A 22,237-nucleotide genomic window follows, 5' to 3' on the forward strand; every position below is an offset into this window, starting at 1 on the left:
GGCCAGTCTCCTCTCTCTTCGGGAATCGAGAACCCGGTATTCGGCAATCTTAAATTGGCAGTGCGGCGGGCCTGCGGCACAGTGGAGTCCGGACGGTCCCGCCCTGGGCGCCATCATAGAAGATCGCTGCACACAACCATTCCATCCATGTCCGATACCTCTCCCTACGCCTTTGATGACATCCGCAGCGCGGTGCGCGACCTGTGCTCGCAGTTCCCCGCCGAATACTTCCGCAAGGTGGACGAAGCCCGCGGCTATCCCGACGAGTTCGTGCGCGCCCTGACCGAAGCCGGCTGGCTGGCCGCCCTGATCCCGCAGGAATACGGCGGATCGGGCCTGGGCCTGACCGAGGCCTCGGTCATCATGGAAGAAATCAACCGCAGCGGCGGCAACTCCGGCGCGTGCCACGGCCAGATGTACAACATGGGCACGCTGCTGCGCCATGGCTCCGACGAACAGAAGCGCACCTACCTGCCGCGCATCGCCAGCGGCGAGCTGCGCCTTCAGTCCATGGGCGTCACCGAGCCCACCACGGGCACCGACACCACGCGCATCAAGACCACCGCCGTGCGCCGAGGCGACCGCTACGTCATCAACGGCCAGAAGGTCTGGATCTCGCGCATCCAGCACTCCGACCTGATGATCCTGCTGGCCCGCACCACGCCGCTGGACCAGGTCACGCGCAAGGCCGACGGCATGTCCATCTTCATCGTCGACCTGCGCGAGGCCATCGGCCACGGCATGGAGGTCAAGCCCATCGCCAACATGGTCAACCACGAGACCAACGAGCTGTTCTTCGACAACCTCGAGATCCCCGTCGAGAACCTCATCGGCGAGGAAGGCAAGGGCTTTCGCTATATCCTCGACGGCCTGAACGCCGAACGGGCGCTGATCGCGGCCGAGTGCATCGGCGACGGCTACTGGTTCGTCGACAAGGTGTCCGCCTACGCCAAGGAACGCGTGGTGTTCGGCCGCCCCATCGGCCAGAACCAGGGCGTGCAGTTCCCCATCGCGCGCGCCTTCATCAACGTCGAGGCCGCCAGCCTGATGCGCTACGAGGCCTGCCGCCTGTTCGACGCCGGCCAGCACTGCGGCACGCAGGCCAACATGGCCAAGCTGCTGGCGGCCGACGCCTCCTGGGAAGCCGCCAACGCCTGCCTGCAGTTCCACGGCGGCTTCGGCTTCGCCAACGAGTACGACGTCGAGCGCAAGTTCCGCGAAACGCGCCTCTACCAGGTCGCGCCCATTTCCACCAACCTGATCCTGTCGTACGTGGCCGAACACGTGCTCGGATTGCCCCGCTCCTTCTGAGGCCCACCATGACGGCAATCTCCAGCGCTGCGGCGCATGCTTCCTCGCAGTCGTCCCAGTCTGCGGCGCATCCCAGCGCCGAGTTGGCGGCCTTCGCGGCGAACCTGCGCTTCGAAGACATTCCCGCGGCCGTGCTGCGCCGCACCGAAGACCTGCTGCTCGACGGCCTGGCATCCATCCTGGCCGGCGCGCGCGCGCGCCCGGTGCAGGCCATCGAGCGCTATGCCATCGCCATGGGGCCGCAGTCCGGCCCCGCCGAGATCCTCACCGCGCGGCGCGGCTCCTCGCCGGTGTTCGCGGCCATGGTCAACGCTGCCGCCTCGCACGTGGTCGAACAGGACGACGTGCACAACGGCTCGGTGTTCCATCCCGCCGCAGTCGTCTTCCCGCCCGTGCTGGCGCTGGCCCAGGCGCTGGGCAGCTCCGGCCGCGACGTGCTGACGGCCTCGGTGGCCGGATACGAGGTCGGCATCCGCGTCGGCGAATTCCTGGGCCGCTCGCACTACAAGATCTTCCACACCACCGGCACCGCCGGCACGCTGGCCGCGGCTGCGGCGGCTGGCCGCCTGCTGGGCCTGGACGCCGCGCAGATGCTGCATGCGTTCGGCTCGGCCGGCACGCAGGCCGCCGGCCTGTGGGAATTCCTGCGCGACGCCGCCGACTCCAAGCAGCTGCACACCGCCAATGCCGCGGCCGGCGGCCTGATGGCCGCCTGGCTGGCACGCGAAGGCTTCACGGGCGCGCAGCGCATCCTGGAAGGCGCCCAGGGCATGGCGGCCGGCATGTCGCGCGACGCCGATCCCGCGCGCCTCACCGATCGCCTGGGACAACGCTGGGCGCTGGCGGAGACCTCGTTCAAGTACCACGCCTCGTGCCGCCACACGCACCCCGCGGCGGATGCCCTGCAGGAAGCCATGCGCGCCAACGGCCTGCAAGCCGACGACATCGCCCGCGTGGTCACCCACGTGCACCAGGGCGCCATCGACGTGCTGGGCCCGGTCACCGATCCGCGCACGGTGCACCAGTCCAAGTTTTCCATGGGCACCGTGCTGGCGCTGATCGCGCGCGGCGGCCGGGCGGGCTTGGCCGAGTTCGACGCGGCCCTGCAAGACCCCGCCGTGGCCCGCTTCCGCGACCTGGTCGAGATGCAGCTGGACGAAGAGGTCGACACCGCCTACCCCAGCCGCTGGATCGGCAAGGTCACCGTGCATACCCACGATGGACGCAAGTTCCAGGCACGGGTGGACGAACCCAAGGGCGATCCGGGCAACACGCTCAGCCGGCCCGAGATCGAGGCCAAGGCGCTGAGCCTGGGCGTCTACGCTGGCGCCGCCACCGAAGCCGAGGTGCGCGCGCTGATCGACACCGTCTGGAACCTGGAGCGCATCGAGCGCATGGGGCCGCTGCTGCCTGCCTGATACCCCTCGCCTTCATACCAGCCCATTAATGCGCCGAATATTCCAAATAATGTGAATATTCAAAATGAACGAATATCCAGAAAATAACGTAACTTCTGGATATAACTACACTTTTTTTGGTTGTTCGTCGCAGTTTCGTCAAGAAATACCCTTATTATTCGGGCCACGTCGCCGCAACACCAGAAGACGGCACAAGTAAATAAGGATTTTCATGGCGAAATGGCATCACGCGATGCTGGCGGGCATGCTCGCCGGCGTTGCACTGCCGGCGCACGCCGAGTTGGGGGGCACCCCGACCTGGCCCGCGCCGCAGATCAGCACGTTCCAATCCCGCGCGCTGGCCGCCACGGCCGCCGCGTACACCGTCATCCAGACGCTGCTGCCCACAGGCACCACGATCCGCGAATACGTCACGCCCAGCGGCACCGTGTTCGGCATCGTGTGGGACGGCCCCGACATGCCGCCCCTGAATACCTTGCTGGGCGCCTACTTTCCCACCTATCGCCAGGCCCTGGACGCGCGACGCGCGGCCCGGCGCGGCGGCGCCCCCGGTCCGGTCACCGTGGACGAAGCCGGCCTCACCGTGCAAAGCGGCGGCCACATGGGCTCGTTCTTCGGCCGGGCCTACCTGTCCGACTCCATTCCCTCTGGCGCCACTGCAGCCGACATACGATGAACACGACGATTCTGATGCGCAAGGCTCGCTGGGTGACCGCGGCATGCCTGGTAGTGCTGCTGGCCGCTTGCGGCGGTGGCGGTGAGGGTGGCGACGGCGGCGACGATGGCAGTTCCAAGGCGGGCGACTCGAGCGCGGCGCCCGTCACCGATCCCAATGCCCCCCTGCCCGGCTCGCCGTCGGCCCAGCCGACGTCCAGCAGCGCGACCAACGCCATCGCGGTCACGGTCAGCAACGGCGCGGACAAGCCGCGCAACTTCCCAACGGTCAGCGTCACGGTGTGCGCACCGGGCACGGACGCGGCCTCGGCGTGCGCCACCATCGACAACGTGCTGGTGGATACGGGCTCGTACGGCCTGCGCCTGTTCGCATCGGCGGTGCCGGCGGCGACGCTGGCCACGCTGGCGCCGCAGCGCGACGGCGCGGCACGCATCGCGGAGTGCACGCTGTTCGTGGACAGCAACGCCTGGGGCGGCGTGCGCAATGCCGACATCCGCCTGGGCGCGCAGAGCGCCCAGAACGTGCCCGTCCACATCTGGTCCGATCCGGCCATCGCCGCCGCCGTACCCGACGCCTGCGTGCAGAACACCTACATGACCAAGGTGTCCGACCTGGGCGGCAACGGCATCCTGGGTGTGGGCGTGGCGCCCGCCGACTGCCCCGCGTGCGCCAACACGCCTCATCCGCGCTTCTACTACTCCTGCAACGGCGCGGCCTGCACGCCCATCACGCAGCCGCTGTCCAACCAGGTCGGCAATCCCGTCGCCCGCTTCGCCCAGCACAACAACGGCGTGGTGCTGCAGATGGAGCCCATCGGCCCCAACGGCAAGAAGGTTGCCACGGGCACGCTGGTGTTCGGCATCGATACGGCGGACAACAACGTGCTGCTGGGCAAGGCCGGCCCGCTGCTGCGCACCAACTCCGCGGGCGACTTCGACGTGGTCTACAAGGGCAACCGGATCCGCGGCTTCACGGATTCAGGTTCCAATGGCCTGTTCTTCAGCGACGCGGGCATCCCGCACAGCCGCAACAGCCCCGATTTCTACGCGCCCTCGGGCACGCAATCGATCTCGGCCATGCTGTTCGACCGCAACGCGCCCGCCGAGGCCCTCGGCACCAGCGTGAGCTTCGACGTGGCCAACGCCGATGCGCTATTCAACACCGGCAACGCCGCCTTCAACAACCTGGGCGGCGACATCCCCGGCCTGTTCGACCTGGGCCTGCCGTTCTTCTACGGCCGGCACGTGTATTACGGCTTGACGGGCATGGCGTCGACGGGTGGCGGTACGGGGCCGTACGTCAGCTACGTGTCGAACTGACAGCGGGGCACCGGGCGCGCGGCATGCCCGCCGGCGCCGCCCGCGCTGCCGGCCGGCGGCACGAACGCGGCTGCCTCCGCGCTTGCGCCAGGCTGGCTCACTAGCCGCCCAACGCTCCGCGCTGCATCTGCACGAGTTGCGCGATGCCGCCCTCGGCCAGCGCCAGCATGGCGTCCAGCTCGGCGCGGGTGAAGGTGGCTTCCTCGCCGGTGCCCTGCACTTCCACGAAGGCGCGGCTGCCGGTCATGACCACGTTGACGTCGGCCTGGCAGGCCGAGTCTTCTTCATAGTCCAGATCCAGCACCGGACGGCCGTCCACCAGGCCCACCGACACCGCCGCCACCGCGTCGCGGATCGGGCTGGCCTGCAGGTCGCCGCGCCGCATCAGCAGCCCGATGGCGTCGGAGGCGGCCACCCACGCGCCCGTGATGCTGGCGCAGCGCGTGCCGCCATCGGCCTGGAGCACGTCGCAATCCAGGTGCAGCGTGCGCTCGCCCAGGGCCTTCAGGTCGAACACGGCGCGCAGGCTGCGGCCGATCAGGCGCTGGATCTCCTGCGTGCGGCCGCTCTGCTTGCCGCGCGCGGCCTCGCGGTCGCCGCGGGTGTGCGTGGCGCGCGGCAGCATGCCGTACTCGGCCGTCACCCAGCCCTCGCCGCGTCCTTTCAGGAAGGGCGGCACCTTTTCCAGCACGCTGGCGGTGCACAGCACGTGCGTATGCCCGGCCCGCACGAGCACCGAGCCCTCCGCGTAGCGCGTGTAGTTGCGTTCGAGGCTGAAGGGACGCAGTTCGTCGGCACGGCGGCCGGACGGACGGGTGGCGGACGTGGCGGTGTCGGGATGGGCGGTCACGAAAGGCTCCGGAAAGATAGTCTGATGGGGGTCATTGTACGAGGGGCGCCAGTGGTATCCTGAACGTTTGCAAGGGGCGCCGCGGTGCGCCCGGCTTTACCAGGACACGCCCATGATCCGTAGCATGACCGCTTTCGGCAACGCCCGAGCGGACCTCGAGCAAGGCTCGCTCGCGCTGGAACTGCGCAGCGTCAACAGCCGTTACCTCGACCTGTATTTCCGCCTGCCCGACGAACTGCGCCACGCCGAAACGCCGCTGCGCGAACTGCTGACCAGCAATCTGGCCCGCGGCAAGGTCGAGGTTCGTGTCTCGTATACCCGCGCGGCCGGCGCCGACCTGAACACTCTCGATCCCGCCTGGCTGCAACGCCTGGCCGCGCAGCTCGAAGCCGCCCGCCAGATCCTGCCCGAAGTGGCCCCGCCGCGCCTGGCCGAGCTGTACAACTGGCCCGGCCAGCGCAATGCCGACGCGCTCGACCCCCAGGCCTGGGGCGCCGCCTGTCTGCAGGCCGCCCAGCAGGCCCTCACCCAGATGCAGGAAGCCCGCGCCCGCGAGGGCGAACGCCTGGCCGGCATGATGCGCGAATGCGCCGACGGCGTGGCGCGCATCGTGGACGGCGTCGAAACGCACCTGCCGCAGTTGCTGGCCGACCATCGCGAGAAGCTGGCCACCAAGCTGCGCGAATCGGTCGAGGCGGCCTTCCCCGGCGGCTTCGCCCACATCACCGGCCCCGAACTGTCCGAACGCCTGGCGCAGGAAGCCAACCTGTTCGCGCTGCGCATCGACGTGGCCGAAGAGCTGTCGCGCCTGCGCTCGCACCTGGAAGAACTGCGCCACCTGCTGGGCGCCGGCAGTGGCGGCGGCAAGCAGCCCGCCGGCAAGCGCGGCGGCCCCGCCGGCGGCAGCGCCGGCAAGCGCCTGGACTTCCTGTTCCAGGAAATGAACCGCGAGGCCAACACGCTGGGTTCCAAGGCCGGCAGCATGGAAGTCACGCGCGCGGCCATGGACCTGAAGCTGCTGATCGAGCAGATGCGGGAACAGGCGCAGAACATCGAGTAAGGCGTCCTGCCCCATCGCGCCCGCGCTGCCTGGCTTGCGCGGGCGTTTGTCTTTCTGGGCCCCGGCTTCCTGGTGCAAATGCGTGTGCTGGCATGCGCGCCGTGCCGATCCCGGCCGCGGCATGTCGGCTTCGCAGCGGCACCGCGCCAGGCAAGCATGCGCAGGCTCGGCATCCGGCGCCCGACTCGCCAGCGCGGGCCCCTCCGTGCCGCCAGGACGCAATGGCGGCGATCCATGCTACGCCTGCCGCGGGGCCGTCCCCCCTGCGTGCTCCTGCGCCACGTCCTACCACCTGCCGATCCGAAACCGCCGATCCAGTCATTCGGCGGGGATGCACGGCAGGCCGGTTCAGTCCGATAAATACTCATCGGCGCCCCGGAGTATCGAGAATGGCGCGATATTCGCAATTGCGATAAAACTTGCGGCGTCCACGCCGAATTCCGGGATACCGATTTCCGGTTGTCGTGCACATTGCCAGCCGGTAGGCATCACCCATAACCAGACGCAGCCCCAAGGCCGCGCACACCTGTTGCAGCGTTGAAGCACCTGGAGGGGACTACTCGTGACAGCAATAGGCTACATCGCCTTGCGGCGCCTGGCAGCCGGCGGCGCCTGCGCGCTGTGCGGCATCGCGGCCGCCGTGGCGGCGGGCGCGACCACCGCGCATACCCTGCTGCCGGTTGCCGTGGCGGCGGTCGTCGCGGCGGCCGCCAGCCAGTGGGCGCGCGGCGGCGGAAGCCGCCACGACGCGCGCCAGCTGGAACAGGCCGGCGCCGAGATCGACCATATCGTCATCGGCGCGGCGGAAACCTCGCATTTCATCGATGCCATCAAGCAGCAGGTCGACCGGGACCTGCACGCGACCGACCGCATCGCGGCACGCGCCGCGCACACCGCGCAGACCACCGAACAGATCGCCGCAAGCGCCGCCGACGCCTCGCGCGTGGCCGCCGAGGTGCGCGGCCACAGCGCCACCGGCCGTGCCGAGGTGGACCAGGGCTGGCGGCTGATCGACCAGGCGCGCCAGGATGCGCAATCGGCCAGCGCGCGGATGGCGACGCTGCAGGAAAAGTCGCGCCACATCCATGGCATCACCGCCACCATCAACGAGATCGCCATGCGCACCAACCTGCTGGCGCTCAATGCCGCCATCGAGGCGGCGCGGGCCGGCGAGCACGGCCGGGGCTTCGCGGTGGTGGCCAGCGAGGTGCGCCAGCTGGCGCTGCGCACCAAGGCGGCGACCGACGACATCGGCGCGATGGTGCGCGAGATCGCCGAACAGGCCGAGCACGCGGCCGACGGCATGGCGGCCCTGACGGGCAAGGTGGCGGACGCGGCGCGCAACGTGGAGCGCGTCAACGTCCTGCTGGGCGACATCGAGCGCTCGGCCGGCGACTCGCAGCAGGCCGTGCAGCAGATCGCCGATGCCTCGCACGAGCACGTGGCTACCACCCGCGAGATCGCCGAGACGGTGTCGCGCATCCGCGACGGCATGCTCGCCACGCACGACGAACTGCCGCGCGCCACGCAGTCGGCCATGCTGGTCAGCGAACGCGGCGAGACCCTGCTGGGCGCCATGGCAGAACTGGGCGCGCGCACCGCGCACGACCCGGTGCGCCAGGCCGCGCAACGCGCCGCGCAGGCCGTCGGCGCGCTGTTCGAGCAGGCGATCGCCGAGGGCCGCATCACCGAGGCCGCCCTGTTCGACCGCCGTTACGTGCCGATTCCCGGCACCGATCCGCAGAAGCATTCCAGCGCATTCGATGCCTACACCGACCAGGCGCTGCCGCCCATCCAGGAAGGCCTGTTGGAGGACATGCCCGCGCTGGCCTATGCGGGCGCGGTGGACGACCACGGCTATTTTCCCACGCACAACCGCAAGTTCTCGCAGCCCCTGACAGGGGACTACGCGCACGACCTGGTGCACAACCGCACCAAGCGCATCTTCACCGACCGCACGGGCTCGCGCTGCGGATCCAGTACGCGGCCCTTCCTGCTGCAGACGTACAAGCGCGACACGGGCGAAGTGATGCACGACCTGTCCGCGCCGATCCACGTGCATGGACGGCACTGGGGCGGATTCCGCATCGGCTATCGCTCGGCCGAACCCCGACGCGAGGCCGCGGCCCGGCAGGCGCCGCACGATGCGCCGCGCGCTACACCACCCGCCCGAACCACCATACCGACAGCAGCGCCGCGCATGCCGCCAGCATTGCCCCCAGCGCGGTGAAGAACGCGGTGATCTCGACCAGGTCGCTGCGGTCGTAGGCCAATCGGGCGGCCAGCGACCGATAGACCTGCTTCAGTCCCAGGGCGTCGTCCACACGGTAATAGGCCGCGCCCGTGGTATCCGCCACTTTCTTCAGCACGGCGTCGTCCAGCCGCACCCGCGCGGACCAGCCCTCGACCGACAGCACGGCGCCCTCGGCCGTACCGATGCCCACGGTATAGATGCGCACGCCGTGGGCGGCCGCCAGTTCCGCCGCCTGCAGCACGTCGCGGCCGGCATTGCCTTCGCCGTCGGACATCAGCACGATGGCGCCCGAGGCATACGAGCCCGGCGCCACGGCCTGGGGTGAAGGCCCCGGGCCTTCGTAGGCGGCGCCCTCGCCAGGCCGGGCGGCGCCCGCATTGGCGGCTGCATTGCCGCGCGTATTGCCGCCTGTATTGCCACCCGCGTCCGGCTTGCGCCCGGCCGTGCCCGGCGGTCCCGCGTCGGGATTCAGGAACGCGGATGCATCGATCGTGCCGCGCGGCAGCAGCGCGGCCAATGCGATGGCCAGCCCGTTGCCCAGCGCCGAGCCGCGCTGGGGCTGCAGGCGGTCGATGGCCGCGGCCACGTCCTCCTTGCGCCGGCTGGGCGGCTGTGCCACGGCCGCCGTGCCCGCCACCGCCACCACGCCCACGCGCACGCCGTTGGGCTGCTCGGCGACGAAAGCCTTTGCGGCCTGCTGCGCGACCTGCATGCGGCTGGGCTTGACGTCTTCGGCGCGCATGCTGCCTGACATGTCCATGGCCAGGATCACGGTTTCGACGTTCGACGGCAGGCGCAGCACGGCCTGCGGCCGGGCCGTCGCCACCAGCAACGCCGCCACGGCCAGCAGGGCCAGCAGCGGCGGCAGGTGACGCCGCCAGGCCGAGCCGCCCCGCACCACCAGGCCCGCGGCCTGCAGCGCGGGAAACCGGATGGTGCGGCGGCGCCGCCGCTCGTGCCACGCATACAGGCCCGCCAGCACGGGCACCAGGCACAGCAGCCACAACAGGCGCGGCCAGACGAAGCTGAGTTCGGGCACGGCGCTCATGCTCGCCGCCCCTTGCCTGGGCTGGCCCACGCCAGGCTCCAGGCATCGGCCACCGCCGCATGCCCCGCGCGACCCGCGACAGTGTCCGCACCGGGCACTGGGGAATGTCCTGCGGCAGAACGGGACCGTCCGGAATGCAGCCCGCCGCCATCGGATGGTCCGGCCTTGGCGCCTGCCCCGCCCCGCCTGCGCCGCCGCGCGAACTGCAGCAATGCCAGATCCAGCCTCGCATCCGTCGGCAAGGTCAGGCAGTCCACCCCGGCCCGCGCGAACGCCTGCCGCAGCCCCGCCTCGCGCGCGTCGGCAGCCGCCTCGAAGCGCTTGCGAAAGCCCGCGTCGTGGGTGTCGACGAACATCTGTTCGCCGCTCTCCGCATCCTGCAGCACCACGAGCCCCAGGTCGGGCAGGCTCAGCTCCAACGGGTCGACCAGCCGCACCGCCACCACCTCGTGGCGCCGCGCCAGCATGCCCAGCGTGGTTTCCCATCCCGGCTCGCTGATGAAGTCGGACACCACGAACATCACGCTGCGCCGCGTGGCCGCTGCCTGGGCATGCGCCAGCAGATCCGCCAGGCGCGTGCCGCCGGCGTGGGCCTTGGCCCTGTCTTTGCCTCTGCCTTTGTTTTTGCCGTTGCCATCCAGCGCCGCCGCCCGCGTGGCCCCCATGCGCGACAGAAGATGCAGCAGATGGCGCCGTCCCGCGCGCACCGGCACCACCGACAGGGCCTGCCCGGCGCCGCCATACAGCACCGCCCCGATGCGATTGCCATGGCGCACCAGCATGCGCGCCATCACCGCCGTGAAGTCGTCCAGCATGGCGCGCTTGCGCACGGCTCCCGACCCGAAATCGACGGAGCCGCTCAGGTCCAGCAGGAACCAGGCAGCCACTTCGCGGTCCTCCTGGAACTCGCGTACGTGCGGCGTGGGCAGGCGCGCAGTGGCGTTCCAGTCGATGTGGCGCACGTCGTCGCCTGGCCGATACTCGCGCAGATCGGCCACGTCCAGCCCGAAGCCCCGCAGCAGCGTGCGATAGTCGCCCTGCAGCAGGCCGTCCAGGCGACGCACCACCGTCCATTCCAGGCGATGCAGCAAGGCGTCGGCATCCTGCGTCGATGCGGATCCAGAGGCAGATGCAAATCCAGACGCGGGCGCAGACACAGACCCGGCCGAAGCCGCGAACGCCACGGCCGTAGACCTGCGACCGAACGCAGGGCTCGACTCGAACACAGGCCTGGCCGAAGACGCCACGACCGCAGGCACGGCGCCCGCGGATACGGCGCCCACCGAAGCGATCGCCGTCGAGGCAGGCCCCGCCCGCTTATTCCGCCGCCACCCGAACATGGGACTCCAGTGGCCGCTCGGGCACGGGTACGGCCCGCAGGATGCGGGCGATCAGCTGATCGGCATCGATGCCGTCCGACAGCGCCTCGTAGGTCAGCACCAGCCGGTGCCGCAGCACGTCCGGCACCAGGTCGACCACGTCCTCCGGCAAGGCATACTTGCGGCCGCGCAGCAGCGCCAGGGCGCGCGCGCCTTCGATCAGGCCGATGGTGGCGCGCGGGCTGGCGCCGTACGATACGTAGCGGGCCAGCTCGTCGAGCCCGCACGCGGCCGGCGTACGCGTGGCCGCCACCACCCGCACGGCGTACTGCACCAGGCCCGGATCCACGTACACCTGACGGCATTCGGCCTGCAGCGCGGCCAGCTGGTCGGGCGTGGCCAACGCGTTAACCATGATGCGCGGGCCGGTGACGCGGTTGACGATCACCACCTCTTCTTCCTCGCTGGGATAGCCCACCAGCACCTTCATCATGAAGCGGTCGACCTGCGCCTCGGGCAAGGGATAGGTACCCTCTGTCTCGATGGGATTCTGCGTGGCCATCACCAGGAACGGCGTCGGCACCGCATGGGTTTCCCCCGCGATGGTCACCTGGCGCTCCTGCATCACCTCCAGCAGCGCGCTCTGCACCTTGGCCGGTGCGCGGTTGATCTCGTCCGCCAGCAGCAGGTTGGCGAACACCGGCCCCAGCACGGTCGAGAACTCGCCCGTGCGCTGGTTGTACATGCGCGTGCCGACCAGGTCGGCCGGCAGCAGGTCGGGCGTGAACTGGATGCGCTTGAACGCGCCGCGCATGGTCTGGGCCAGCGTGTTCACGGTCAGCGTCTTGGCCAGGCCCGGCACCCCTTCCACCAGCAGGTGCCCGCGCGCCAGGATGGCGACCAGCACCCGCTCCAGGAAGTGGTCCTGTCCCACCACCACGCGCTTGACCTCGAACAGCAGGCGCTCCATCAGGTTGCCGCCGGCGGCGGCGGCGTTCAGGGCTGGGTCGTCCATGGGGCTCCGTTCTAGAAGGGGGAGAAACCGACGGCGCTGCCGGCGCTTTCGATGGTGGTGGCGAAGCCGATGCCCACGAAGGTGCCGCTCTGGGTGGGATTGAGGATGGCGGTGACGATGCCGACGACTTCGCCGTTCATGTCGATCAGCGGGCCGCCCGAGTTGCCGGGATTGGCCGCCGCGTCGAACTGGATCAGGTTGGAGAGATTCTGCTTGTGCTCGGCCGAGATGAACTCGCGGTTCAGTCCCGACACCACGCCCGCTGATACGGACGGCCCGATGCCGAAGGGAAAGCCGACCGCCACGACCTCGTCGCCGGGCGACAGATTGCGGGTGGAGCCCAACGTGGCGGCCGGCAGGTCGTCGGGCACGGACTTGGGCCGCAGCACGGCCAGGTCCTTCTCGGGCATGGCATTGACCAGCGTGGCCTCGGATTCGCGGCCATCGTAGAACGTGACTACCAGCCGGTGCGCGCCCGCCACCACGTGGAAGTTGGTCAGGATCATGCCTTCCTCGGTGATGACCACGCCCGAGCCGACGTTGCGCATCTGGGACTTGGGCGCTTCCGGAGGCTTGTTGCCTGCGCCGGCCTTGGCCGAGCGGTCGTCCTTGCCGCCGGCCGGTGGTTTGCGGGGCGGCGGCTTCCTGGCCGCGCCCGGCTTGTCCGCGCCGCTTTTCGCGGGCGCATCGGCCGCGTCCTTCGCGGGGGATTCCTCGGGAAAACCCTGGATCTGGACCACCGATTGCCGCACCACCGCCGCGGCGCGCGCCGGCTGGGACGGCAGGACCTTGGTATGCAGGGTGTGCTGGACGGCCGCGTCGATGTCGTCCTGCGTGAGGGCGCGCGGCTCCGGCTGCACCAGCCGGGTGCATGCCAGGCCAGCCGCGAAGGCCAAGGCAAGGCCCGCAGCCGCCCATCCGTATGTCGCAACCCGTTTCATCGCTGCCGAAGCTCCGCGCCGCCGTGGAACTACAGTACCATCGTCCTACCCACGCGCCAAGGAGCACTGCATGCAGTTTCTCTGGCCCGACATGCTCTGGCTGCTGCTGGTGCTGCCCGCACTGGCCGCCGTGTATTTCTTTGTCCTGTTCCGGCGCAAGAAAGCCGCCGTGGTCTACGCCAGCCTGTCCTTGCCGCGCGCCGCGATGGGCCCGGGCCACAAGCTGCGCCGCCACATTCCTCCCGCCCTGTTCCTGCTGGCCCTGGCCGCCGCCCTGCTGGCCTGCGCGCGTCCCAGTGCCACCGTCACGCTGCCCTCCGACGCCTATACATTGATGCTGACGATGGACGTATCGCGCAGCATGGACGCCACCGACATCCCACCCACCCGCATGGTGGCCGCGCAGGAGGCGGCGCGTGCATTCGTGGCGCAGCTGCCGTCCAGCGCGCGCGTCGGCATCGTGTCGTTCGCGGCCGCCGCGACGCTGGTGCAGGCGCCCACCGAGTTCAAGCGGGACATGCTGGATGCCATCGACCGCTTCGAACTGCAGCGCGGTACCGCCACCGGCAGCGGCCTGCTGCTGGCCCTGGCCACGCTGTTTCCCGAGGACGGCATCGATGCGGGCGCCCTGCGCTTCGAGAGCGTGTCGCCGCAATGGGAAGGCAAGCCGATGCCGCTGGGCGAGGCGCGCGCCGCGCGGGAACGCCAGGCGCAGCAGCAGCGCGAGCCCGCCAAGCCGGGCTCGTACACCAACGGCGCCATCATCCTGCTGAGCGACGGCCGCCGCACCACCGGGCCCGATCCCATGGACGCCGCCCGCCTGGCCGCCGATCGCGGCGTACGCGTCTATACCGTGGGCTTCGGCACGGCCAAGGGCGCCGCCGTCATGGACGAGGGCTGGTCATACTTCATGCAGCTGGACGAGACCACGCTGCGCGCGGTGGCCAAGCTGACGGGCGGGGAATACTTCCAGGCAGGTTCGGCCGCGGACCTGGGCAAGGTCTACCAGCAACTGACCACGCGGCTGGCGCTGGAACGCCGCGAGACGGAGATCGGCGCGCTGCTGGCCGCCGCGGCGGCGTTGCTGCTGGTGGCGGCGTGCACGCTGTCGATGCTGTGGTTCCGCCGTTGATTATGGGCTGGGGCCTCTGCAAAGCCCTGTCGGACCAGGCTTCCATGCCGGCCACGCAATCGCTGCCCTCGTCCGCTGCGCGCGCGCCGAAGCCCTGACGCCGGAATGCCGCTGACACGTTGGCGTGCCGGTCGCAGGCCGCATTCATGCCGACGCGCAGCGCAGCCGTCCAGCCTTCACGCCTCGCCCAACAGCCGCGCCGCCGCCCGCACGCCCCACCAGGAGGCTTCCTCGAACACTGAATACCCCGACAGGTCCGCATGCGCGAACAGCACGCGCCCATCCGCTTCACGCAAGGCCGCCAGCCCGGCGTTGGACAGGAAGCCCGGCGTGGGCGTGGCCATGGCGTGGCCGCGCACCGTGATGTCCAGCGCAGTGGCATGCCGCCAGAACTGGTGCCCATAGGCCACCAGCAGATCGGCCGCCGCACGTTCGCGCAGTTCCTCCGGACTGGCCGCGGCCAGCCATTGCCGAGCGGCCACGGGCGACAGATGCGACAGCGCCTCGTAGGCCGTGAACACCGTGCGCGGCGATGGCGCCACGCGCAGCAGCTGGTGCGTGGACACCACGTAGCCCAGCGCGGCGCCTTCGTACACCACGTTGTCCCAGGCCAGCGGCGCGCCGGCCGCTTCGGCGGGATAGCCCGACAGCGAGAAATTGGACACCATCCACGCGGCATGCTCGGGCTGATGATGGGGTTCGAAGCCGTGGCGCGACAGATCCAGCAGGCGCGACGCGACGAACAGCGGCATGGCGCACACCGCGCGTTGCGCGCGCAGCGTGCCGGCCGCGCCCGAGGGTCGGCCCACCAGCACCCGCAACGCGTCGCCTGCGCGGTCGTCCACCCGCAATGCGAAGCCAGGCGCCAGCCAGTCGGCATGTCCCAGCCGGCGCGTGATCGAATCGCGCAGCTTGCGCACCAGCGGCGCCAGGCCATCGGGCCAGGTCATCACGGCGCCGTCGGGCGCGTTGTCGGCATGGCCGTCGCGCGCGCAGAAGTAATGCAGCCCCGCCCACGCCGACACGCGCTCGTACGAGGCGCCGTAGTCGTCCCGGCAGCAGTAGTTCAGGTACCAGTGCAGCCCCGGCGAGGTATATCCCTGCTGCAGCAGCCATTGCCTGAACGTCACCCGGTCCAGCGCAAGCCATCGCGGATCGCGCGAGGACAGCTCCAGCGGAATGCTGAACACCTTGCGCGCGTCCGCGCCCTGCGCGCCGTGCAGGCCATCCACGTACCGGAAAAAGGCGTCGTGCTGGGCCTGTTCGGCGGGCGTGGCCGCATGCGGCACCAGCGCGGCGTCCCAATGGCCGTCGCGCATCAGGCGTTCGTCCAGGCCATGCACGATGACGGACTCGTCGTAGTACGGCCGCGCGTCCTGCGCGCCGTCCAGGATCACGCCGAATTCGGCCAGCATTTCGCGCACGTGCGCGCTGGCCAGCGACGGCAAGGGCAGATAATGCGCGCCGCGCGGATACGCGAGCTCGCCGCTGCCCCCGCCCGAGGCATTGCCGCCGAACTCCGGCCCCTGCACCACCACGAAATCGTGGAAACCGGCGCGCGCCAGGCGCCAGGCGCACGACAGCCCGCCCACCCCGGCGCCCAGGATGGCCACGCCGACGCGGCGCTCGCCCGACGGCGCCGGCAACGCCGCGCCGTCGCGCAGCCCGTGCCCCTCGCGCATGCCGGGATACGAGACCGCGGGCGTGACCTCGCGCACGCTGCCGCGCCAGGCCGCCCCCAGGCCCGCGGCCGCGGCCGAGGCGCCCAGCAGGAATGCGCGCCGCCGCATCAGCGGATGACCTTGCGCCAGTCCTCGTCGAAATAGCGGACCAGCGACTGTTCGTTCAGGCGGTTGGGCGGCATGGACAGGACCGGCATGTCGGCGGGAAAGTGGAACAGCTCGGCCATCGTGGACGGGTCCAGGTAGCGCGTGGGCACCGGCACGGTCCCGGGCACCTCGTAGTCGCCGCGCTTGCCCGCCAGGATGAAGCCCCAGTCGCCGAACGACGGCACGTAGCAGTGATACGGCCAGGTATGGAAGCCCGCTTCCTTCAGCGTGGCGTCTATGCTCCAGAACGAGCGCGGCGCGAAGTACGGCGAGGTCGACTGCACGACCATGTAGCCCTGTTCGGCCAGGTGGCGCGCCATCAGGCGGTACACCGGCACGGAATACAGGCGGCCCAGCCCGAAGTTGGTGGGATCGGGAAAATCCACCACGATGAAGTCGAACACCTCGGCGTTCTCTTCCAGCCAGCGGCCCGCATCGGCGTTGATCACGCGCACGCGCGGGTCCGTCAGCGAGCCCTTGTTCAGCGCGACCAGCGGCTGCGAGGTCGAGAACAGGTGGGTCATGGCCGGGTCCAGGTCGACCAGCGTGACGTGCTCGACGTTGGGGTGCTTCAGGATCTCGCGCACCGCCAGTCCGTCGCCGCCGCCCAGCACCAGCACGTTGCGCGCCCACGGCACGGCGCCCAGGCCGGGATGCACCAGCGACTCGTGGTAGCGGTGTTCGTCGCGCGAGGAGAATTGCAGGTTGCCGTTGATGTGCAGGCGAAGGTCGTCGTGCCATTGCGTGACGGCCAGCCGCTGGTAGGGCGTGGTCTCGGCGTGGATGACATCGTCGCCGTACAGGCCCTTCTCGGCCCAGTGCGTCAGCTGGCCCGAGAACGCGAAGCCCGCGCCCAGCAGGCCCAGCACCAGCACGGCGCGCAGGGTCTGCTCGCGGGGCCGGCGCAGGTCGGCGCGGAACAGGTGGATCATCCACAGCGCCACGCCGGCGTTCAGGATGCCGAACAGGAAGCCGGTGCGCAGCAGCCCCAGTCGCGGCGCCAACAGCAGCGGAAATACCAGCGACACCGCCAGCGCGCCCAGATAGTCGAAGGCGAGCACCCGGCTGACCAGCTCGCGGAACTCGGTGCGCTGGTGATTGAAGATGCGCATGACCAGCGGGATCTCCATCCCCACCATCATGCCGATGACGAAGATGGTGACGTACAGCGAGGTGCGGAACGGCACCGCCACCCACGCGAACGCCAGGAACAGCACCGCGGCCGACAGGCCGCCCAGCAGACCCACCAGCAGTTCGACGTCGACGAAGCGGTCCAGCACGTCATCGTCGCGCACGTAGCGCGACAGCCACGACCCCACGCCCATGGCGAACAGGTAGCAGCCGATCACGGTGGAGAACTGCAGCACCGAATCGCCCAGCAGGTAGCTGGCCAACGCGCTTCCTATCAACTCGTAACCCAGCCCGCACGAGGCCACGATCAATACCGACAGTATCAGCGCGCGGTCGCGCATGGATTCTTCCCGGGGCAATGAATCGGTGGCAGTATATCGGACGCTCCTGCTTATACTCTGAACTCGCGCCACCCCTGGGAAACTCATGCAGCAAGCCTATGCTTACCTGATCTACCTGGTCTCGGCCCTCGTGTTGCTGGGCGTGTTCGCCATGGTGTATTCGCGGATCACGCACTTCGACGAAATGGCGCTCATCCGCCAGGGCAACGGCGCGGCCGCCCTGTCCTACTGCGGCGCGCTGGTCGGCTTCAGCCTCACGCTGTTTTCCAGCATCGCCTCGCATGCCACCTGGCAGATGTTCATCGTGTGGGCGCTGGGCGCCATGGCCACGCAGGTGCTGGTCTATCTCGTGGTGTCGCGCGTCATCGGCGGCATGAACCAGGCCATCCACGAGAACAACACCGCCATGGGCGGCCTGATGGGCGGCATCGCGCTGGCCGTGGGCATCGTCAATGCCGCCTGCCTGACCTGATACACACCGAACCGGAGCCGACCATGAGTCTGGGATCGTTCATCAGCAAGCAGTTCATCGACGTCCTCCAATGGAACGAAGACACCGACGGCGTGCTCGCCTGGCGTCATCCCATGGAAGGCTACGAAATCCAGTACGGCGCCAGCCTGACCGTGCGCGAATCGCAGATGGCGGTGTTCGTCAACGAGGGCAAGGTCGCCGACGTGTTCGGCCCCGGCATGCACAAGCTGACCACGCAGACGCTGCCGGTGCTGACCTACCTGAAGAACTGGGACAAGCTGTTCGAGTCGCCCTTCAAGTCGGACGTGGTGTTCTTCAGCACGCGGCTGCAGCTGGGCCGCCGCTGGGGCACGGCCCAGCCCGTCACCGTGCGCGACAGCGAGTTCGGCATGGTGCGGCTGCGCGCCTACGGCATCTATTCCTACCGCATCGCCGACCCGGGCCTGTTCTACCGCGAGATCAGCGGCACGCGCGCGACCTACACGGTCGACGACCTGGAAGAGCAGTTGCGCAACATGGTGGTGGCCGCCATCAGCACCACGCTGGGCGGCTCGCAGGTGCCCTTCCTGGACATGGCCGCCAACCAGGGCCTGATGTCGCAGAACATCGCCCAGACCCTGAAACCCGTGTTCGCGCGCTACGGCGTCGAGCTGGACAACTTCACGGTCGAGAACGTCTCGCTGCCCGAAGCGCTGCAGAAGACGCTGGATACCCGGATCTCGATGGGTATCGTCGGCGACATGAACAAGTACACGCAATACCAGACGGCTTCGTCCATTCCCATCGCGGCCGCCAACGAAGGCGGCATCGCCGGCATCGGCGCGGGCCTGGCGGCAGGCGCGGCGCTGGGCCAGACCATGGCCAGCGGCCTGGCGGGATCGGCGGCGGGCGCGGGTGCGCCTGCCGCAGGATCGCCTGCCGCAGGATCGCCTGCCGCAGGTGCGCCTGCCGCCGACCCCACCCAGCGGCTGATGCAGCTGAAGACGCTGCTGGACCAGGACCTGATCACGCAGCAGGACTACGACACGGCCAAGGCGGCCGTGCTCAAGCAGCTCACGGGCGGTTGACACGACGCCCATGCAGCAGATCCTGTGTCCCCAGTGCGGCGCGCCGGTCAGGTTCCAGTCGGCCGCGTCGGTCATGGCCGTGTGCGGCGCGTGCCGCAGCACCCTGCTGAAGGATGCCGAGTCGGTGCGTCGCATCGGCACCATGTCCGAGGTGCTGGAAGACTACTCGCCCATCCAGATCGGCACCGCCGGCCAGTTCGAGGGCAAGCGCTTCGACGTCATCGGCCGCCTGCAACTGCGCTACGACGACGGCTTCTGGAACGAGTGGTACCTGTGGTTCGAGGACGGCCGCGACGGTTGGCTGTCCGACGCCTCGGGGCAATATGCCGTCACCCGGCAGCGCGCCGCCAAGGAAGTAATGGGCGACCTGCCCGCCTTCGAGTCCATCCGGCCCGACGACAAGCTCAACCTGACGGGGCGGCTGTTCAGCGCGGCCGACGTGCGCACGGCCCGCAGCACCGGCGGCCAGGGCGAGCTGCCCTTCGCGGTGCCCGACGGCGGCTGGGAAGCCCGGGTGGCCGATTTCCGGTTCAGCGACGACTTCCTCACGCTGGACTATTCCGACGGCCAGACGCCGGCGATCTACGTGGGCAAGGCCATCGGGCTGGACGCGCTGCAACGCGGCTCGCTGCGTCCCGAGCACCTGATCGAAGAGGCCTCGGGTGTCTTCCAGGGCCGCATCCAGGCGCTGGACTGCCCCAACTGCGGCGCGCCCATCTCCTTCGCGGCGGCGGTGGCCACGCAGGTCAACTGCCCGTCGTGCCAATCGGTGGTGGACTGCAGCGGCGACACCGCCGTGGTGATCGCGAAGCAGCGCGAGGTTGCGGCCTTCAAGACCACGCTGGCGCTGGGCGAGAAGGCCACGATCAACGGCAACGACTACACGCTGATCGGCCTGATGCGGTGCACCGACTCCGATCCGGAAGAGCCCTACGTCTGGATCGAGTATCTGCTGCACAGCCTGCAGGCGGGGTTCCTGTGGCTGGTCGAGACCGACGACGGCTGGAGCCGCGCCAAGGTCTGCGACCGCTGGCCCGTCTACACCAAGACCGGCACCACCGTGCTGCTGAACGACCAGAAGTACACCAAGGACGAGGAATACACTTCGACCGTGGAGGTCGCGCTGGGCGCCTTCAACTGGCGGGTCCGGCAGGGCTACACCACCCGAATCACCGACTATGCCGGAACCGCGACCAAGGGCCCCAGCACGCTGACGCGCGAACAGACCGATGAAGAACTGGGCTGGTCCGCCTCCAATGCCGTGCAGCCCGCGCAACTGGCCGAATGGTTCAAGCGCCCCGAGCTGGGCGACTCGGCCAGCGCGGCCAAGGCGAAGCGCGGCAAGAGCACCCTGGGCGGCCCGGCCTGGATCGCCACCATGGCGTTGCTGTTCCTGAATTTCGGCAGCATCTTCGACGGCGGATTTCTCTACATGCTGTTGGGCCTGTTCTTCATCTGGATGCCGCTGATCGCGATCAAGCTGCTGTGGAAGAGGCCCGCCCCATGATCGGCCGCATCCTGTACATCATCTATCTGGTCATCATCGTGGGCAACATCACGCTGACCAACTTCTCCAGCGCCAAGTCCGGCGGCTCCAGTTGGGGCGGCTCGACCTCGGGTCGCTCGGGCTGGTCTTCCGGTGGCTCGCACAAATGAGCGCGCCGGGCCGCGCCAAGCGCGAGTACCGACGTACGCAGCACGAAAGTGCCGGCATGATCGCGCACGGGCCGGCCGCGTCCGGCCGGCATTTGCTGGCCGACCTGCACGGCATGGAGGCCGGCATGCTGCGCGATGCCGATCGCATCGAGACCCTGCTGGTGGCGGCCGCGCGTGCGGCGGGCGCGCACGTGCTGGGCTCGCATTTCCACCATTTCGGCGGCCAGGCCGGCGTGACCGGCGTGGTCGTGCTGGGCGAGTCCCATCTCAGCATCCACACCTGGCCCGAGCATGGCTTCGCCGCGCTGGACGTGTTCATGTGCGGCGAAGCGCGGCCCGAACTGGCGCTGCAGCACGTGCAGGCGGGCCTGGCCCCCGAACGCGTGACATTGACCTCGGTCGAACGCGGCGTGCGGACGGCATTGCCCGCCTGATTCCGCCTGCAACGGCACGGCGGCGCCCCCGCACCACGCATCGCCGTGCCCGCGGCGGCGCCGGCAACCTGCCCGCCTGACGGCAAACGGGCCTCGCGCCGTCATGGCGCGAGGCCCGTTCAAGGTCTTATCCGGCACCTGCCCCATCCAAACGATGGCGCAGGCCCGGTAGCCACGCACGGATCGGCGATCAGCCCGCCGACGCCTCCACGCGATTGGCCTCGATGACGGTCAGCGCCGCCATGTTCACGATGCGGCGCACCGTGGCGCTGGAGGTCAGGATCTGTACCGGCGCGTTCACGCCCAGCAGGAACGGGCCGATCGCCACGTTCGCGCCCGCCGTGGCCTTCAGCAGGTTGTACGCGATGTTGCCCGAGTCCACGTTGGGGCAGACCAGCAGGTTGGCCTGTCCCTTGAGCGTGGACGACGGCAGGATGCGCAGGCGCAACGCTTCGTCCAGCGCGCAGTCGCCATGCATCTCGCCGTCGATCTCCAGATCGGGCGCGACCTCGCGCACCTTTTCCAGCGCCGCGCGCATCTTGGCGCCCGAGCTGGAACTGCCGGTGCCGAAGTTCGAACGCGACAGCAGCGCCACCTTCGGCGCCAGGTTGAGCTGCGCCATCTGGCGCGCGCCTGCCACCGTGAACTCGGCGATCTGCTCGGCCGTGGGATCGTCGTTGACGTGCGTATCCACCAACGCCACCGTGCGCTCGTCCAGCAGCAGGATGTTCATGGCGGCATAGGTATTGGCGCCCGGGCGCTTGCCGATGACTTCGTCGACGAAGCGCAGGTGCTCGTGGTAGGCGCCCACGGTGCCGCAGACCATGCCATCCGCATCGCCCACGCGCACCATCATGGCGCCGATCAGCGTCAGGCGGCGGCGCATTTCCACGCGCGCCATTTCCTTGGTGATGCCGCGCCGGCACATCAGCTCCCAGTACGTCGTCCAGTACTGGTGGAAGCG

20 protein-coding genes are annotated in these 22,237 nt (G+C 69.4%); 12 read left to right on the forward strand and 8 right to left on the reverse strand.

Annotation, left to right across the window (positions count from 1 at the left end; all coding sequences use genetic code 11):
- The first annotated feature begins 147 nt into the window (after positions 1 to 147).
- From FS845_RS22840 to FS845_RS22855, 4 genes are all read left to right on the forward strand, one after another.
- The gene (locus FS845_RS22840) at positions 148 to 1,311 is read left to right on the forward strand and encodes an acyl-CoA dehydrogenase family protein (RefSeq protein ID WP_144639659.1); all 1,164 of its coding nucleotides are present in this window, start codon (positions 148 to 150) and stop codon (positions 1,309 to 1,311) included.
- 8 nt (positions 1,312 to 1,319) lie between these two features.
- A complete protein-coding gene (locus tag FS845_RS22845) occupies positions 1,320 to 2,729 on the forward strand; it encodes an MmgE/PrpD family protein (RefSeq protein WP_144639661.1) in 1,410 nt (469 codons plus the stop codon).
- 211 nt (positions 2,730 to 2,940) lie between these two features.
- Positions 2,941 to 3,405 (forward strand): DUF2844 domain-containing protein, encoded by a 465-nt coding sequence (locus FS845_RS22850; RefSeq protein WP_260986411.1) that lies wholly within the window; start codon positions 2,941 to 2,943, stop codon positions 3,403 to 3,405.
- On the forward strand, positions 3,402 to 4,724 hold the full coding sequence (locus tag FS845_RS22855; protein WP_144639663.1) for a DUF3443 domain-containing protein: 1,323 nt from the start codon (positions 3,402 to 3,404) through the stop codon (positions 4,722 to 4,724). Before FS845_RS22850 ends, FS845_RS22855 begins: the two co-directional genes overlap by 4 nt.
- A 100-nt stretch (positions 4,725 to 4,824) precedes the next feature.
- On the opposite strand, the gene rph is transcribed toward FS845_RS22855, so the two are convergent.
- Positions 4,825 to 5,574: a ribonuclease PH gene (rph, locus tag FS845_RS22860; protein ID WP_144639665.1), complete on the reverse strand. Its 750-nt coding sequence runs from the start codon at positions 5,572 to 5,574 to the stop codon at positions 4,825 to 4,827.
- 112 nt (positions 5,575 to 5,686) lie between these two features.
- On the opposite strand from rph, the gene FS845_RS22865 reads away from it, so the two are divergent.
- Positions 5,687 to 6,634 (forward strand): YicC family protein, encoded by a 948-nt coding sequence (locus FS845_RS22865; protein ID WP_144639667.1) that lies wholly within the window; start codon positions 5,687 to 5,689, stop codon positions 6,632 to 6,634.
- A 562-nt stretch (positions 6,635 to 7,196) separates the two neighbouring features.
- Complete coding sequence (locus FS845_RS22870; protein WP_313960324.1) at positions 7,197 to 8,864, forward strand: methyl-accepting chemotaxis protein; 1,668 nt, start codon at positions 7,197 to 7,199, stop codon at positions 8,862 to 8,864.
- On the opposite strand, the gene FS845_RS22875 is transcribed toward FS845_RS22870, so the two are convergent.
- The 4 genes from FS845_RS22875 to FS845_RS22890 form a co-directional block, all read right to left on the reverse strand.
- On the reverse strand, positions 8,791 to 9,936 hold the full coding sequence (locus FS845_RS22875) for a VWA domain-containing protein (RefSeq protein WP_144639669.1): 1,146 nt from the start codon (positions 9,934 to 9,936) through the stop codon (positions 8,791 to 8,793). The genes FS845_RS22870 and FS845_RS22875 overlap by 74 nt on opposite strands.
- Complete coding sequence (locus tag FS845_RS22880) at positions 9,933 to 11,162, reverse strand: DUF58 domain-containing protein (RefSeq protein WP_409929328.1); 1,230 nt, start codon at positions 11,160 to 11,162, stop codon at positions 9,933 to 9,935. The genes FS845_RS22875 and FS845_RS22880 overlap by 4 nt, the downstream gene beginning before the upstream one ends.
- A 91-nt stretch (positions 11,163 to 11,253) precedes the next feature.
- Entirely contained in the window at positions 11,254 to 12,270 is a 1,017-nt protein-coding gene (locus FS845_RS22885) for an AAA family ATPase (protein ID WP_144639673.1), read from the reverse strand.
- Between the two features lie 11 nt (positions 12,271 to 12,281).
- Positions 12,282 to 13,211: a S1C family serine protease gene (locus FS845_RS22890; protein ID WP_144639675.1), complete on the reverse strand. Its 930-nt coding sequence runs from the start codon at positions 13,209 to 13,211 to the stop codon at positions 12,282 to 12,284.
- A gap of 70 nt (positions 13,212 to 13,281) precedes the next feature.
- Here FS845_RS22890 and FS845_RS22895 point away from each other — a divergent pair, with 70 nt between their 5' ends.
- Positions 13,282 to 14,343: a VWA domain-containing protein gene (locus FS845_RS22895; protein ID WP_144639677.1), complete on the forward strand. Its 1,062-nt coding sequence runs from the start codon at positions 13,282 to 13,284 to the stop codon at positions 14,341 to 14,343.
- A 176-nt stretch (positions 14,344 to 14,519) separates the two neighbouring features.
- Here the strand turns inward: FS845_RS22895 and FS845_RS22900 are convergent, their stop codons facing one another.
- Positions 14,520 to 16,133 carry an NAD(P)-binding protein gene (locus FS845_RS22900; protein ID WP_144639679.1) on the reverse strand — a complete coding sequence of 538 codons (1,614 nt, stop codon included), beginning with the start codon at positions 16,131 to 16,133 and terminating at the stop codon, positions 14,520 to 14,522.
- Positions 16,133 to 17,644 (reverse strand): polyamine aminopropyltransferase, encoded by a 1,512-nt coding sequence (locus tag FS845_RS22905; protein WP_144639681.1) that lies wholly within the window; start codon positions 17,642 to 17,644, stop codon positions 16,133 to 16,135. Before FS845_RS22905 ends, FS845_RS22900 begins: the two co-directional genes overlap by 1 nt.
- An 85-nt stretch (positions 17,645 to 17,729) precedes the next feature.
- On the opposite strand from FS845_RS22905, the gene FS845_RS22910 reads away from it, so the two are divergent.
- Genes FS845_RS22910 through speD form a run of 5 tightly spaced genes read left to right on the forward strand, consistent with a single transcriptional unit; the run spans position 17,730 to position 21,273 of the window.
- A complete protein-coding gene (locus tag FS845_RS22910; RefSeq protein WP_144639683.1) occupies positions 17,730 to 18,116 on the forward strand; it encodes a DUF350 domain-containing protein in 387 nt (128 codons plus the stop codon).
- 23 nt (positions 18,117 to 18,139) lie between these two features.
- Complete coding sequence (locus FS845_RS22915; RefSeq protein ID WP_144639685.1) at positions 18,140 to 19,183, forward strand: SPFH domain-containing protein; 1,044 nt, start codon at positions 18,140 to 18,142, stop codon at positions 19,181 to 19,183.
- Between the two features lie 10 nt (positions 19,184 to 19,193).
- Positions 19,194 to 20,690: a DUF4178 domain-containing protein gene (locus FS845_RS22920; RefSeq protein ID WP_144639687.1), complete on the forward strand. Its 1,497-nt coding sequence runs from the start codon at positions 19,194 to 19,196 to the stop codon at positions 20,688 to 20,690.
- Positions 20,687 to 20,839, forward strand: a complete 153-nt coding sequence (locus FS845_RS26620; protein ID WP_186332384.1) for a hypothetical protein — start codon at positions 20,687 to 20,689, stop codon at positions 20,837 to 20,839. Before FS845_RS22920 ends, FS845_RS26620 begins: the two co-directional genes overlap by 4 nt.
- A 56-nt stretch (positions 20,840 to 20,895) precedes the next feature.
- On the forward strand, positions 20,896 to 21,273 hold the full coding sequence (gene speD / locus FS845_RS22925; protein WP_144639734.1) for an adenosylmethionine decarboxylase: 378 nt from the start codon (positions 20,896 to 20,898) through the stop codon (positions 21,271 to 21,273).
- A 190-nt stretch (positions 21,274 to 21,463) separates the two neighbouring features.
- Here speD and FS845_RS22930 read toward each other — a convergent pair.
- A partial coding sequence (locus tag FS845_RS22930) for a phosphate acyltransferase (protein ID WP_260986412.1) occupies positions 21,464 to 22,237 on the reverse strand: 774 nt, incomplete at its 5' end.

It is taken from the genome of Bordetella genomosp. 13, from assembly GCF_007679965.1.
Lineage (GTDB): Bacteria > Pseudomonadota > Gammaproteobacteria > Burkholderiales > Burkholderiaceae_B > Bordetella.

Bases quoted from the DNA above. Each gene is read 5' to 3' on its own strand.
- FS845_RS22900 (WP_144639679.1), bottom strand. From the start codon at position 16,133: ATGCGGCGGCGCGCATTCCTGCTGGGCGCCTCGGCCGCGGCCGCGGGC.
- FS845_RS22915 (WP_144639685.1), top strand. From the start codon at position 18,140: ATGAGTCTGGGATCGTTCATCAGCAAGCAGTTCATCGACGTCCTCCAA.
- FS845_RS26620 (WP_186332384.1), top strand. From the start codon at position 20,687: ATGATCGGCCGCATCCTGTACATCATCTATCTGGTCATCATCGTGGGC.
- FS845_RS22855 (WP_144639663.1), top strand. From the start codon at position 3,402: ATGAACACGACGATTCTGATGCGCAAGGCTCGCTGGGTGACCGCGGCA.
- FS845_RS22885 (WP_144639673.1), bottom strand. From the start codon at position 12,270: ATGGACGACCCAGCCCTGAACGCCGCCGCCGCCGGCGGCAACCTGATG.
- FS845_RS22840 (WP_144639659.1), top strand. From the start codon at position 148: ATGTCCGATACCTCTCCCTACGCCTTTGATGACATCCGCAGCGCGGTG.
- speD (WP_144639734.1), top strand. From the start codon at position 20,896: ATGATCGCGCACGGGCCGGCCGCGTCCGGCCGGCATTTGCTGGCCGAC.
- FS845_RS22890 (WP_144639675.1), bottom strand. From the start codon at position 13,211: ATGAAACGGGTTGCGACATACGGATGGGCGGCTGCGGGCCTTGCCTTG.
- FS845_RS22905 (WP_144639681.1), bottom strand. From the start codon at position 17,644: ATGCGCGACCGCGCGCTGATACTGTCGGTATTGATCGTGGCCTCGTGC.
- FS845_RS22865 (WP_144639667.1), top strand. From the start codon at position 5,687: ATGATCCGTAGCATGACCGCTTTCGGCAACGCCCGAGCGGACCTCGAG.
- FS845_RS22875 (WP_144639669.1), bottom strand. From the start codon at position 9,936: ATGAGCGCCGTGCCCGAACTCAGCTTCGTCTGGCCGCGCCTGTTGTGG.
- FS845_RS22850 (WP_260986411.1), top strand. From the start codon at position 2,941: ATGGCGAAATGGCATCACGCGATGCTGGCGGGCATGCTCGCCGGCGTT.
- FS845_RS22895 (WP_144639677.1), top strand. From the start codon at position 13,282: ATGCAGTTTCTCTGGCCCGACATGCTCTGGCTGCTGCTGGTGCTGCCC.
- FS845_RS22845 (WP_144639661.1), top strand. From the start codon at position 1,320: ATGACGGCAATCTCCAGCGCTGCGGCGCATGCTTCCTCGCAGTCGTCC.
- FS845_RS22910 (WP_144639683.1), top strand. From the start codon at position 17,730: ATGCAGCAAGCCTATGCTTACCTGATCTACCTGGTCTCGGCCCTCGTG.
- FS845_RS22920 (WP_144639687.1), top strand. From the start codon at position 19,194: ATGCAGCAGATCCTGTGTCCCCAGTGCGGCGCGCCGGTCAGGTTCCAG.